The organism is Wolbachia endosymbiont (group A) of Epistrophe grossularia, from assembly GCF_947251435.1.
Taxonomy (GTDB): domain Bacteria; phylum Pseudomonadota; class Alphaproteobacteria; order Rickettsiales; family Anaplasmataceae; genus Wolbachia; species Wolbachia pipientis.
Genome location: NZ_OX366363.1, coordinates 403,800 through 417,550 on the forward strand (window position 1 = coordinate 403,800; position 13,751 = coordinate 417,550).

Sequence of the window (13,751 nt, forward strand, 5' to 3'; positions counted from 1 at the left end):
GCAGGAATGCAATAGTTAATAGTAGAATGTCTACGTTATTTGTTATAAAAGATTTCTATGTATTCAAATATGGCAGTTCTGGTTTGTTGAGCGAGAAGTATCAATAAGCAGCTCCCTTTTAAGTGAACTTTTCTGCAACAGAGTTATCGTAACAACAGCCCTTATGGCTCATGCTGGAAATGATGTTTTTTGTATTCAATAGAAATTGGTAATTTTGAGAGGTATACTGTGACCCTTGATCGCTATGTAACAGCAGATTTTTATCGGGTTTGCGTTTATCAACGGCCATCAATAAAGAATCTATAACTAATTATCATGTTACTCATTAACCACCATGCGTGAATATAGGTCAATTATTGCCGCCAACAACCTTCTTTAGTTTTTATGTAGGTAATCCCAAACTTTATTTGGCTGATCAGTAGTAAAATTTTGATCCAATGTGTTCGGAGCCACAACTCGGTTGCTTATTTGCTGTTTTTTATTTTTGAACCTTCGTCTAAGCTTGGTTTTAATGCCATTTTCTTGCATAACACTTTGTACTGTTTTAATTTTTGCCTAAAGCTTTTAATTCAGCGTGAATTTTAGGGGCTCCATATCTGCATTTAGAATGCTTGATGTATTTTTTGAATATCTGCTAGAAGCCCTTCTTTTGCTAATTCTTTACTGCTTTTTTCCTTAGCAACCCATACCACCAGTACAAAACCCTACATAGTTCCTGTGTTTTATAGCAATTTCTATATAAAAGAATACTTTACTCTTTTTCTTTGCCCAGGGCTTTTTTTAAGATGTCTCTTTCTCTTGTTAGTTCTTTTTTTAGATCAAATCTTTCTTTGTCATAAGGAGCCTTTGCCTGGAAATGCGTATGCTCCAGACATTTTTCCATCATATTTTCTTACTTAACATACTGCCATCTATACCTAGATCTTTTGCTATTTTTGTACTTGCTTGACCTGTTTCTTTAACCAGCTTAACAGCTTCTAATTTGAATTCTGCTGTATATTCTCTTCTATTTGTCATATTTTGAAAAAACGTTTTATTTTACTCCAAAAACGTCTTAACTTTCTCTCTACTTTTTCTGGGTAAGGTCAATTTACCGCCGCGGCGCTAACTAGTAGCGGGATTACGGGTTACCAAATTGTAGAAGTTGCTTTAGCTATAAATTCAAGTTTTATCAATGTCTTGTGTTGTTACCCAAATAATGGTTGTGCAAGCGCTTAATTTTTTGATCAAAAAGGAACAAGTTTAGTAAAAAATAATGATATTATTAGTGGAACATAAAACAGTCCCACTGCAGTACTGATTAGAAGCAACAGAGTAGCTTTATCTGGTTGATAATTCAAAATATTAGCAAGTATTATACTGGACCCAGAAACTGGAATAATAGCCAGCAACATCAGTGCTTTATATATGCTCTCATCGTATATACCTATAACATGCTTGTCTAAAAGGACAATTCCTAAAACAAACAGTGGCCAGAATACGTACTTTGCTGTAATAGTGATCAAAGCAAGCTTCCAATCTATTTTAAAGCTTGCAATATTCGCAATGCTCACTCCAAGTAGCACCATTCCTAATGTGACAAATGTACTTCTAATATTCATCATAACATCTGTTAAAAAAGTAGGTATTTGTATATCGTATATACTTAAAAAGAAGCCCAGAACCATCGCATAAAGCGAAGGAAGTTTGAACAACTTTAATATGCATTCTTTTGCGGTATAAATACCATTTGCAGCTATGTAAAATCCTAAGCTGTTTTCAAATAGCGCCATTCCTATATAACAAACAACATATACAGATACTGAATCTTCATCAAATAAAGCCATGGCAATCGGCAGGCCAAAATAACCCATACTTGTGCTGCCCGAGCTAAATGCTAATATGTTTCTTGTGTTATCCTTAAATAAAAAAGAAGAAAGATAATACACTGATAAGGACATAGTGCTACCTATAAACCATATCAAAATCGGCAGAGAAATTACTTTTAAGTTAACTTCTGTATGAGAGACTCCATATAAAATCACTATTGGATTAGCTATATAAAAAAGTATTTGAGATATAGTGTTTCTATCAATTTTAAGATATTTTCCTGCTAAGTAACCAATAAATATTGTAATATAAATAGGTAATATTTTGAGAAAAAGAGTAAGGAACATACTAGCCTATTGTAATATTTTTGATTGATAAAGTGACATTAGATCTTAAGGTGTTGTAAAAGTAAACAAAATTTATTTTCCAATTTATCCAGCTCATAGTTAATTAAATTAGTGCCAAAATTTGTTTTTACATAGGACTTAAGAATGACATTTGTATGATAAAATTATGTTAAGTTTCTGTAAAGCTTCTTGCATATTTTTGAATAATGACATATTTACTAAAAATTAAACTGCTTGTAGTAATTTAGACGGACTGTTGAAAAAGTAAGAGGAAATAAGTAAAGTTAGGACAGAGAGTAAGAGCTTTAACATAGTTGTCATATTTTTCTTTAATTAACCCTAGTGTCCAATTTATCCACCATTCCTTCACATGAGGTGTTTCTAACCATTTTAATAACAGTAAAAAATGTTTTCTTTCAACGCTTTAAATGTGATATTTTTATTCATTAATTAAAAATCTCAAATGTTACTACCATTTCTGTTAATCCTGTCTCTCATTGCCAAGTTCATTGAAATTGACATTTCCGTACCTAGTTTTCCTTATATGGTGCACTATTTTAACGTACCGGAAGGCATAATTCAATTAACTATTGCTTATAATTTCCTAGGCTTTTGCATAGGAGGGTTGTTTTTTGGTCCATTGTCTGAATGCTATGGCAGAAGGAGAATTATGATCATAGGTAACACTTTGTTATTAATCGGCGCTGTTGGTTGTGTTTTTGCACCGTCGATTTTTTGGCTTTTAATCTCTCGCTTTGTTCAGGGCATTGGTGTTAGCACATCTGTAGTTGTGTTTGCAATCGTTGCAGACAGCTACAAAGGCGACGAAGCGGTGAAATTTATTGGAATCATGAATTCTGTTCTTACAGTTGTCATGGCAATTGCGCCAGTGTTAGGCAGTTTCATCAATGAAATTGTAGGATGGCGTGGTAATTATGCAACTGTTGCAATACTTTGTTTAATCTCTTGGGTTTTGCTGCTTTTAGCGTTACCAGAAACAAAAAAGGACCGCGATATTTTCAGTTTGAAAAAAATGATGAAAGATTACAGAAAACTACTATCTAGTCCGAGGTTTGTTACGTTGTCTTTGATGTCAAGCCTCTTTTCTGCTGCGTATATGTCATTCATTACTTGTGGACCTTTTCTGTATATGAAGACTTTTGGTTTATCTAGCACTATTTATGCACTACATCAAGGTGCAATAGTTGGGTGCTTCTCACTCATCAGTCTATTTGCTGGCAAAATCTTGCAGAAACTTGGAGCAATAAAGTGTGTAATTTCTGGTACGAGCGTGGGTGCTATTGGGTCTCTATTGCTTGTAATATTCAGTATAATTGTACCCCACTCTTTCTACTTAGTAACACTGTCTATGATTATTTTTTCTATCGGTTGTGCAATTTTCCAGCCAGTGATTTTTAATGCATCAATAAATGTTTTCCCTGAAATTAAAGGCACAGCTTCTTCTGCAGTCTCGTTCATTAGAGCTTTTATCATGGCTATTTTTATCGGCTTAACAAGCTACATTTACAATGGTCAAACAATTAGTGTAGCTGTTCTTGTTTTATCCGCGATAGTACTAGAACTTGTTTTTACTGTCTATCTATTGCGTTTAAAAGATCCTATGTAATTAATAAAGATATTCCATTGTAGGCTGCTAACTTTCCCCTGCCAATCTTTCTGCTTCATTACGTGAGATTAATGCCTCAATAAATTCATCTAGTTCGCCTTCTTTTATAATCTGCTCTAGCCGATGTGAAGTTAGATTAATTCTGTGGTCTGTTATTCTTGATTGTGGGAAATTATATGTTCTTATGCGCTCGGAACGATCACCAGAGCCAATCTGACTTTTCCTCATTGTTGACCTTTCCATTTCTTTTTTTTGTCTTTCAATTTCGTATAGCCTTGCCCTCAATACTTTGAGCGCTTTAGCTTTATTTTTATGCTGCGATTTTTCATCTTGCTGTATCACAACTATCCCTGTTGGCAAGTGGGTGACCCTTACTGCGCTGTCAGTTGTATTCACTGATTGCCCTCCAGGACCACTGGATCTATAAACATCTATTCGTAAGTCTTTTTCTTCTATTTTAAAGTCAACTTCTTCTACTTCAGGTAATATCGCAACAGTAGCGGCAGAGGTATGCAACCTTCCTGAGGATTCAGTTTCTGGCACTCTCTGTACTCTGTGCACCCCTGATTCAAATTTCAACCTTGCAAAAACTTCTGTTCCATTAATGAGTGCAGAAGCTTCCTTATAGCCACCTATACCTGTATTAGAAATGCTTATTGGCTCGAACTTCCAATTTCTTCTTTCTGCATATTTTTGATACATACGAAATAACATTGCTGCAAATAATGCTGCTTCTTCTCCGCCTGTACCTGCTCTAATTTCTAATATTGCATTTCTTGAGTCATCTTCATCTTTGGGCAATAATGCTAACTTTAATTTTGCTTTTATTTTTGGTAATAATACCTTGTGCTTTTCGAAAAATTCTTCTTTTGCTAACTCTTTTATATCACCTTCGCTGTTTTCATCTTTCATTATTTCTTCTAAGTCTGAAATTTCCTCTTTCAGCGTGTTATATTCATCAATTATCTTGATTATTGGCCTGAGCTCAGAGTATTCCTTTGAAAGGGTAATGAATTCTTTTTGACTTAAATTGGTAGGATTTTCCAAATTCCTCTCTATATCATTAAATTTTTTCTTTAAGTCTTGTAAATTATTTTCCATATCCATATAGCACAGATCTAGCTAAGTAATATATACTGAAATAAAAAATTTCTTATATCAAGCAATAACACTATAATATACCTACTACCTTCTAGTTGAATATAATGGCAAAACAGATAACATCAAACTGCAATTTCATATTTGGAGCTTCGGACATAAAATCATTACCAAATGAGTCGGCTCCAGAGATTGCGTTTGCTGGTAGATCAAATGTAGGAAAATCCAGTCTGATCAACTTACTGATAAACAGCAAAAAAGCTGCCAGAGTTTCCTCTAAACCTGGATGCACTAGACAAATAAATTTTTACTCTATGTACAATGATAAGTTCAGACTTGTTGACCTACCAGGGTATGGCTACTCTCATGCAGGCAAGGAGGAAATTATACAATATTTAAACTTAATTGAGTATTATCTAATTCAAAGAAGAAATCTAAGAAGAGTGTTTGTGTTGATAGATAGCAAGGTAGGATTAAAAGAAATAGACAAAGACTTCATTTATTGGTTAATATATAATAACATTAACTTTAACATTGTGCTAACAAAAATAGATAAAGTAAGTCAAAAAAGCTTAGGTGCTGTTATAGAAGATATTCAAAAATGGATTAATAATGAGAATGTGTCAATTCATCAAATGAGCATCCGTGTTAAGCATAAAATAACCAAGGTAAGAGATGAGTTTTTCAAGTTTACAAGATAAAAAAATGAAGAGTAGTGAATTTTTAAAGGGTGAGGTATCATTTGAACAAAAAGCAGAAATATTACTTGAAGTGCTATCTAACATACCTAGCTTTGTAGGCGAGACTTTTGTCATTAAATGCGGTGGTACAATAATCTTAGATGAAACACTATTTAATACTTTTGTGCATAATGTTGTCTTGTTGAAGCAGCTTGGTATAAATCCGGTAATAATTCATGACGGAGAATATGAAATTAACTCAGTGTTAAAAATGCTGGATATGAACAGTAAGTTTGTGAATGGTATCAGACTTACAGACAAAGACACTATGAAAATCATTGAAATGGCACTGTGTGGTTCAGTTAATAAAAAAATTGTTCAGTATATAAATTCTGCTGGTGGTTCAGCTATTGGATTATGTGGAAAAGATGGTCACTTAATTAAAGCCGAAAAAATAACCGCTACGCTTAGAGAAGATAGATCAAATAATATCGAAAAGATATTAGACATGGGGTTCATCGGTAGACCCACTGAAATCAATCCTGATGTATTATTTTTTATTGAAGAATCAGATTTTATACCAGTTATTGCACCAATTGGTCATGGAAAAGATGGGGAAACGTATCATATTGATGCCGATAGCACTGCAAGCGCAATTGCAATTGCAGTTTCTGCATCTAAAATGATAATCTTGAGTGACACAGATGAAGAAATAGATAAAATTGGTGGCAGGAAGATATCTGTTAAAAATTTAAATGCATCGATTGATTGTGGGAAAATTAAAGGGGAAAAATTTATTGAAAGGCTTATGGCATACGTTAAAATGGCGGAGGAATGTGCTGGAGTTGTTCACATAGTTGATGGTAGAATACCTAACATTATGCTTGATTTATTTACTGAGAATAATTCAAGCATATCGATTGTGAGTGATTTATAGCTATACTGCTTACAACTACACGAATACCAAGAGGGTGTCATTCAAGTAGCTGACACTGGAATGACAGCAATCTACGTCATACCGCGATTCATTCGCGGTATCTCTAGATCCCGCTAACAAGTAGCGGGATGACGGTTGTCAGGGTGTCATCCCAGCGCCCTTATGATGTCATCCCAGTGCCCAGACACTGGGATCCAGAAGACTTAATTTCAACCAAGTGGCTGCATAATAAGGACTAGATTCCAGACTGGAATAACATCATAGGGGCACTGGGATGACAAAAAAAGGAGCACTGAACTTGTCAAGGAATTTTATGGCCTAGCGTCACGCGCTGGAATGACATCATTTACGATGTAACATTTATCACTTTTGCAGATACAATTTACATGCTATAATTGAGTCTTCATAGATGGTAAATTGGAGTGCAAAGAAGTAAAATTAAAGTAGAAATAAAAAGATTATCACACGGAGAAGACTTGTCTCTTCCATGTTATGCAACTACGCAGAGTGCTGGCATGGATCTTTATGCTGCATTGAATGATTCTGCTGTTTTAAATCCACTTGAAAGATTACTTGTTCCAACTGGAATTGTGATTGCAATACCAAACGGTTTTGAGGGGCAAATCCGCCCACGTTCTGGTCTTGCTGCAAAACATGGAATCACTGTCTTAAATTCTCCGGGCACTATAGACTCTGATTATCGAGGTGAAGTTAAAATTTGTCTAATTAATCTAAGTAATCAGCCATACGAAATAAAAAGAGGAGATAGAATCGCACAAATCCTTATTTCTCCTGTATCTCAGGTAATTTGGGATGACAGAGAAGAATTCTGCGCAGAAGAAACCGGTCGCAATGCAGGGGGCTTTGGCTCAAGCGGCAGGTAGCTTACGAAAAAGCTTGACTATGACAGTTCTTTTATACACAATTTAAGCATATTAATATTTTATTAAATGAAGTCGTTTATGCTAACTTTCAAAAATCATTGTGGCCAGCTCCACAAAGCAAACATTGTATTTGTTGCATTTACTGCTATATACGTTATAGGTGGATTAGCAATACTTTCAACACCGCTTTGGAGGCCTTCAACTTGCAAGCTAGCAGCTTTTGCAGCTACACCACTTGGAATGGGCGTTTTAGCATTTGTTGCTGCTGCGCTGACTTATTGAGCAATATATGCTATCAGCAAAAATAACGAAATATCTGAATTGAAAGCTCTGAAGGTTATTAAGGATGGGTTGCTAGTAACAAAAGACGCATTTAGGGAAATTGCAAGGAATAACCAAGTTAAAGATGAAGAAGGTAAGGTAGAAAAGGATAAATATTATATAGACTTCAGCTTAGAAGGCAAGAACTACCGTATTATTGTTGATATTGATCAGCTTACCAAGACGCTAGGCAATACTTTACTCTTCAAGATAGATTCACTAAAAGAGAAAAACGATGAAGGTAAGTTCGAGGCAGTAAATGAAACAAAGTGGAGTAAAACATTAGGTTTAGACAAAGATGGTGCTAAAGAGGTTAACACTTATTTAGGCCAACTTATTTCTGTTGAACAAGTTGCTTCTCAACAACAGACAGTATAGCCAAGTGAAATAAAAGAGGTAGATTAAGTCTGCCTCTTTGTTTTTTTAGTGTCGGTTACTCAAATTCATTATGGGAATGTATCCGTTCAGCCAATGGCGTCAACTTAAGGAAAAATATCAGCGATAGTGTATAAAATTTCTCTCTAAAACTTTTACCATTAAATTATCCAGAAGCCGCAGGAAACAGCACTTTTGTTTCTATTTTATTTCAACAAAGAAGTTTAAAATGTGTCCTTTTTAGGTGAAACATGCAAAAAGGAAAAAATTTTATTCTACAAATTAAAAATATAATATACTCGAAAGCTTTTCAGAGAATCCATTGTGTTGAGTTTTACACGAACAAGAAAACTTCCTTTTTCGACAGTATTTTCTATGATTTTAAAGTTAGTTAAAAAAAGTTTGGGAATAGAATGTGAACTTATGGAGCCATTGACATGTACCCTCAAAGCAAGCTTTTTCTAAAGCAAGGTATAAGATTTGCCATACAGGCTTTCAAGAATTTAAGCATCCAAACAGCCTATCAGGATGAACCTGAGTTGGAGAGGCTATAGACTTATTGCAGCAGATGGTTCTGGTATGAGATTACCCAGCTCTGAGGAAATTGTATCCGAGTTTGGCCGCTTTAAACCAAATGGAACAACAGGCACCATTGGCAATTTGTTTGTTGATTTGTGTACTTCGCTGATTTGTAGTGCTCGTCTTGCGGCTTGGAATATAGGTGAACAAACGTTGGCGGAAGAGCAATTACCCGAAGTTATAGCTCTTTTCATAAAAGTCCGGATGTGATAGGATAAGGGTAGATGATGATAAGGAGGTTGAATGCCAGCAGCATATAGTTATGATTTAAGAAAAAAAGCAATGGAAGCACTAGACGAAGGAGAAAGCAGAGAAACAGTGGCAGCAAGATTTAAGATTGGACGAACTACTTTATGGGAGTGGCAGCAAAGAAGAAAAGAAACAGGAGACTTTCAATCAAAAAAACTTGGAAATGGGGGTTACAATCACAAAATTACCGACTGGGATACCTTTGCCAAATTTGCCAGAGAACACGGAGGAAAGACTCTATCGGAAATGGCTAAACTTTGGAACAACGTTAGTATCCAAACGATCTATCGAGCCCTTAAAAAAATTGGATTTACGCGCAAAAAAAGACATATGGATACAAGGAAAGAAACGAAGAAAAACGTGCTGAATTTTTGAAAATTATAGCGACAAAAGAACCTAAAAACTTAGTGTATATAGATGAGTCTGGCATTGATAACACCGAAGACTACCCCTACGGATATTGCCAGAAAGGACAGCGGTTTTATGCCTTAAAATCTGGAAAGAAAACTCAACGAATCAGTATGGTTGCAGCCTTAAGTGGAAGAAAGATAGTTGTTCCGTTAACCTTTGAAGGCCACTGTAATATGGATGTTTTTAATGGATGGTTTGAGCAATTTTTGACACCGATCTTGGAACCTGGACAGACTGTCATTCTTGACAATGCTACTTTTCATAAGTCTGATAAGATTATCGAGCTTGCTAAAGGGGTTGGTGCAGAAATTTTGTATCTGCCGCCTTATTCTCCAGATTTCAACAAAATTGAGCATCATTGGTTTGCTATAAAAAACAGAGCCAGGAAAAACATTCCTCTATTCGAATCCTTTCGTCGTGCTGTTGATTCTGCCTTCCTATGACCTGTTTGGACTATTATGAGAAATGCTATATCACTCAAATGCGTTCATTAAATCAAAAGAAATTATTATTTATCTATGATCGTGGTTATCCTTCAGTAAAATTCATTCAGCAGCATTATGATTTGGAAGTAGATTTTATTTTTCGCTTGCAAAAAAGAAATTATAGCAAGCTATGGGAACGCTGGAGAATTAGATTTCGATTTTATATTAGAAAATGAAAAGCTAAAAAATAAAATGAAAGGACAGAAAGTAAGAGTTATAGTGCTGACATTAGCCAACGGAGAAACAGAGGTATTGATTACTTCACTTTTTGACCGAGTAAAATTTACTTTGGAAGATATCAGCAAAGCTTATGTGTTAAGGTGGCATATAGAGGAGTGCTATAAACGACTCAAAATAGGTGCAGAATTAGAGAATTTTTCTGGCGTAAATTTAGAGGCTGTATTACAAGAATTTTGGGCAAACTTAGTCATGTGTAATATATTGTCGCTTCATATGTGTGATGCACAAGGGCCTTGGAATCCAGATCAAATTGCTGAGTATCGTTTAAATTTTTCAGTTTTATTTGGTGTAATGAGGCAGAAACTCTATCAGGTACTTATTGCGCCAAAAAACTTTCAAGCCCTTTTTAAGTATACGCGCTAAAGTTAAAATCCGACCAGGACGATTGTATAGCCGCGATAAGGTAGATAAGCCCAAACGCCATCATGTCTTTAGGAGAGTTTGCTAATGGAGGCTCTTAAGTTGACGCCATTGTCCGTTTAGCAGAGTGGCAAAGTAGGTAGGCAAGATAAACTAAAAAATCAAGAAAAAGTGAGTGTACAACAAATGGTGTCATGCAAGTAGCTGACACTGGTTCACTTTATGATGGTGTCATCCCAGTGCTTGACACTGGGATGGCTTTGTTGCATCGCTAGCTATGATGGATTAAAGATAAAAAAAATAGGGAATATCAGTAGCTTATTATTCTGGTATTTATAACAAGAACGGTCAGTGAATACCTAAATTTGAGTAAAAGAAATTTCACTACCACTCACCAATCTGGCTAAAATTCAAGAATTTCAATGCTTTAGCTATTTTCAATAGAATTAAATTTATTAATATAAATAACAAATTACTATTCTTAAATTTGATCAGATTGATTGCAAAAAAACAAGATTTTCAATAGGTTGCTTATAATCCTAACTATAGTTAGCCTTTCATAAGTAGCGATGCAACAAAGCCCACTGGGATCCAGAAAAATTGACTGTGCACTATACAACATTTTCGATCAAAAGCTGGATCCCAGTGTCTGGGCACTGGGATGACACCCTCCTGGTAGACAACGTTCATACAGCAGCTACTCGGATGACACCTTGTGCTTGCTGGTTATAACTGCTAAGGATTTTTATTTAATTTAACTGCATCTTTTGCCTTATCCAATAACCCATTAATAAAGCCAATTTCGCTTGGTTTATCAAGTAAATCAGATGCAATGTTAGTATATTCATTAATGACAACTGGAACTGGCGTATCGCAATTAATCAACTCACATATTGCAACACGCAAAATAGATAAGCTTATAAGATTTAACCGTGAAAGGGACCAGCTTGGATGTAAGTAAGACTCTATTATTTTATCATATTCTTCACTGTTTTTTATAACCTTATATAACAAGTTTTCTAAGAACTGATGTTCAAATTCTTCACATTCAAATATATCTCTCAACTTACTTATGTAGTCCTTAAGCTCACAATTTTCCAGTTTAAAAGTGCTTTTGTTGTAACCTACGAAAATATTTGAATAAGCAATTTGTACAGCAAGAAATCTTGCCGTGCTTCTTTTTATGCGCCACTTTTTATCTACTGGTTTTTCCTCCATTATTTTAATTTATTGTGTAAATCTATCATACGCAAAACAGTTGAGGCTGCATGGCCACCAACGTTCTTTTTGTTTTTGTCAGCTCTAACTAGTGCTTTATCTTTGCTGTTAGCGGTAATTACACCCATACCAAGGGGCATTGCATAATGCATAATAACTTCATTTAAGCCTTCGATTACTCCTTTACAAACATATTGATAGTGATCGGTTTCACCGCGAATCACGCACCCAAGAGCTAAATAACCGTCATAATTAGCATTCTTGCTTTTGACTGCAAAAAGAATTGTAGCTGGTATCTCAAATGCACCAGGAACTTCAATTATCTCATAATCAACATTATTTCCTTTGAATTTATCAATTGCACCCTCAAGCAAAAGGTTCGCTATTTCAGTATAATAAATTGAATTAACTATTAGTATTTTCGACATTCACTACCACTTTTTTCGTTAAAAACAACTTTATTAATGATTGTTGAATTAGAGTTATAATATTACTAAATATCCAATATATTACCAAACCGGCAGGAAAAGAAGAAAAAATAAAGACAGAAATGTAAGGTAAAAACTTCATAACATTTACTTGAATATCATCTTTACTGGTTTGATCTTTCTCACTTAGCTTCTGCTGGATTATCATAGTAATACCAAAAACTATAGGCAAAATGCCTATAGAAATAGGGAAATTGTAATTAAACAATCCAAATAATGTAAAAATGTTCGTTGGATCAGGAGCTGAAAGATCTTTAATCCATAAATAAAAAGGGGCGTGTCTCATCTCTATAGTAACAAATAACACTTTATATAGAGCAAAAAATACCGGCATTTGTATTAGCGCAGGAAAGATGTTTGACATTAGACTTACATTATTTTTCTTGTATAATGCAGTTATTTCCTTACTCTGCTTTAAACTATCACTTTTATACAGCTCCTTTATACGAGCTGCTTCAGGATGCAGGCTTTTCATCTTAAGTGTCGAAATATAGAATCTAGTAGATAAGGAAAGCATCAAAAGTTTGATAACCAAAGTCAGCAATAATATTGCTAAGCCAAAATTCTTTAAAACGAAGTTAAAGTATTCAAGCAGTAAAAACACTGGTTTAGTTATAAAGTAAAGAACACCAAAATCTACAGCTTTATCAAATAAAGGTATATTGAGAGTATCCTTATAAGAATCCAGTAAATTCAACTTTTTTGCTCCAGCAAAAAAATAATTCACATTAGAAACGCTTGCACCAGGAAGTATGCTCTTGTAAGGTTTGACAAAATCTACTTGGAATTTATCAGTATTATTAACGTTTGTGTGTTTAATGCTTACATTTATTTTATCGGATTTCTCAGGTATGATGGCTGTAAGCCAGTATTTATCAGCAAAACCAAACCAATTTTTTTCACTCGTGCTTGCTTTTACTAAATGTTTTTTGGAAATATCCTTATATGTCCACTCCTCTAGTTTATTATCAAATGCACCCAGTACTCCTTCATGGGATATCCAATAAGATTCGTTGATATTGTCACGTTTACGGTTAATTTTACCATAAGGAACCAAAACTACATTATCTTTTGTGTTATTTTCAACAATCTGCTCAATTTTAAACATGTAGTTATCGTCAAGGCTAATTTTCATTTTAAACACAATGCCACTTTCATTATCCCAAAATAAATTAACTACTTTTTGATTGAGTTTATCTGCTTGCCAGACTGTCTTAGAATCTGGAACTTTAATCTTTTTATTCGGATCGAGCCACCCAAATTCTGCGAAATATACATCTTTTGATTCTGCAGGTGACAGTAACACCACTTGTGGAGAAGAAGAACTCGGTTCTAAGTGGTAATTAGTTAAAATTAAGTCATCAAACCTTGCACCTTTCAGAGAAATTGATCCTTTAATCATGTTATTGATTAAACTAACCCTCTGTTCTCGAGTAGAATTAATAATTTCAGAACGATTTTGGTGTATTATAGGAGCAAGGTCGTTAAAAGATTCGATATGTTCAATATTTTCAATCAATGGCTGATTTTGGTTTGCACTAAAAAAATTATCATAAATAATACGCCAAGATACCATGATCAACATGGAAAGGATAGCTGCTAAAATTAAACTTTTTGCTTCTGACATGAAATTAAATCAAACA

At 34.5% G+C, this 13,751-nt stretch carries 13 protein-coding genes and 4 pseudogenes; 9 read left to right on the forward strand and 8 right to left on the reverse strand.

The window, feature by feature from the left end; translation table 11 throughout:
• Positions 1-35: 35 nt before the first annotated feature.
• From OPR28_RS07090 to OPR28_RS07095, 3 genes and pseudogenes are all read right to left on the reverse strand, one after another.
• Positions 36-1,017: pseudogene (locus tag OPR28_RS07090) on the reverse strand (IS3 family transposase).
• Positions 1,018-1,226: 209 nt separating this feature from the next.
• Positions 1,227-2,156 (reverse strand): AEC family transporter, encoded by a 930-nt coding sequence (locus tag OPR28_RS01860; protein WP_006279391.1) that lies wholly within the window; start codon positions 2,154-2,156, stop codon positions 1,227-1,229.
• A 304-nt stretch (positions 2,157-2,460) separates the two neighbouring features.
• Positions 2,461-2,603, reverse strand: a pseudogene (locus tag OPR28_RS07095) (N-acetyltransferase); the annotation flags it as partial.
• 16 nt (positions 2,604-2,619) lie between these two features.
• Between OPR28_RS07095 and OPR28_RS01865 the strand changes: the two are divergent.
• Entirely contained in the window at positions 2,620-3,783 is a 1,164-nt protein-coding gene (locus OPR28_RS01865; RefSeq protein ID WP_265023395.1) for a multidrug effflux MFS transporter, read from the forward strand.
• A 27-nt stretch (positions 3,784-3,810) separates the two neighbouring features.
• Here the strand turns inward: OPR28_RS01865 and prfA are convergent, their stop codons facing one another.
• A complete protein-coding gene (prfA, locus tag OPR28_RS01870) occupies positions 3,811-4,890 on the reverse strand; it encodes a peptide chain release factor 1 (RefSeq protein ID WP_007548640.1) in 1,080 nt (359 codons plus the stop codon).
• Positions 4,891-4,988: 98 nt separating this feature from the next.
• On the opposite strand from prfA, the gene yihA reads away from it, so the two are divergent.
• The 8 genes and pseudogenes from yihA to OPR28_RS01910 form a co-directional block, all read left to right on the forward strand.
• Positions 4,989-5,582, forward strand: coding sequence for a ribosome biogenesis GTP-binding protein YihA/YsxC (gene yihA / locus OPR28_RS01875; RefSeq protein ID WP_182320107.1), 594 nt, complete (start codon positions 4,989-4,991; stop codon positions 5,580-5,582).
• 4 nt (positions 5,583-5,586) lie between these two features.
• Positions 5,587-6,498 (forward strand): acetylglutamate kinase, encoded by a 912-nt coding sequence (gene argB, locus OPR28_RS01880; RefSeq protein WP_320157050.1) that lies wholly within the window; start codon positions 5,587-5,589, stop codon positions 6,496-6,498.
• Between the two features lie 422 nt (positions 6,499-6,920).
• The gene (dut, locus tag OPR28_RS01885; protein WP_006279458.1) at positions 6,921-7,382 is read left to right on the forward strand and encodes a dUTP diphosphatase; all 462 of its coding nucleotides are present in this window, start codon (positions 6,921-6,923) and stop codon (positions 7,380-7,382) included.
• A 78-nt stretch (positions 7,383-7,460) separates the two neighbouring features.
• Entirely contained in the window at positions 7,461-7,664 is a 204-nt protein-coding gene (locus OPR28_RS01890) for a hypothetical protein (RefSeq protein WP_265023397.1), read from the forward strand.
• Positions 7,665-7,703: 39 nt separating this feature from the next.
• Entirely contained in the window at positions 7,704-8,081 is a 378-nt protein-coding gene (locus OPR28_RS01895; RefSeq protein WP_265023398.1) for a hypothetical protein, read from the forward strand.
• A gap of 248 nt (positions 8,082-8,329) precedes the next feature.
• Positions 8,330-8,840: pseudogene (locus tag OPR28_RS01900) on the forward strand (transposase); the annotation flags it as partial.
• 60 nt (positions 8,841-8,900) lie between these two features.
• A protein-coding gene (locus OPR28_RS01905) for an IS630 family transposase (protein ID WP_264705388.1) occupies positions 8,901-9,760 on the forward strand; the annotation gives its coding sequence in 2 pieces (ribosomal slippage) (positions 8,901-9,225 and positions 9,225-9,760; 861 coding nt in all).
• Positions 9,761-9,789: 29 nt separating this feature from the next.
• Positions 9,790-10,490: pseudogene (locus OPR28_RS01910) on the forward strand (transposase); the annotation flags it as partial.
• Between the two features lie 461 nt (positions 10,491-10,951).
• On the opposite strand, the gene OPR28_RS07025 reads toward OPR28_RS01910, so the two are convergent.
• The 4 genes from OPR28_RS07025 to yidC are packed head-to-tail and all read right to left on the reverse strand — an operon-like array spanning position 10,952 to position 13,735.
• On the reverse strand, positions 10,952-11,092 hold the full coding sequence (locus OPR28_RS07025) for a hypothetical protein (protein WP_265023399.1): 141 nt from the start codon (positions 11,090-11,092) through the stop codon (positions 10,952-10,954).
• Positions 11,093-11,137: 45 nt separating this feature from the next.
• Positions 11,138-11,620, reverse strand: a complete 483-nt coding sequence (gene nusB, locus OPR28_RS01920) for a transcription antitermination factor NusB (protein WP_182366495.1) — start codon at positions 11,618-11,620, stop codon at positions 11,138-11,140.
• Positions 11,620-12,048 (reverse strand): 6,7-dimethyl-8-ribityllumazine synthase, encoded by a 429-nt coding sequence (locus OPR28_RS01925; RefSeq protein ID WP_182366498.1) that lies wholly within the window; start codon positions 12,046-12,048, stop codon positions 11,620-11,622. The genes nusB and OPR28_RS01925 overlap by 1 nt, the downstream gene beginning before the upstream one ends.
• The gene (gene yidC / locus OPR28_RS01930; RefSeq protein WP_265023400.1) at positions 12,026-13,735 is read right to left on the reverse strand and encodes a membrane protein insertase YidC; all 1,710 of its coding nucleotides are present in this window, start codon (positions 13,733-13,735) and stop codon (positions 12,026-12,028) included. The genes OPR28_RS01925 and yidC overlap by 23 nt, the downstream gene beginning before the upstream one ends.
• Positions 13,736-13,751 lie beyond the last annotated feature (16 nt).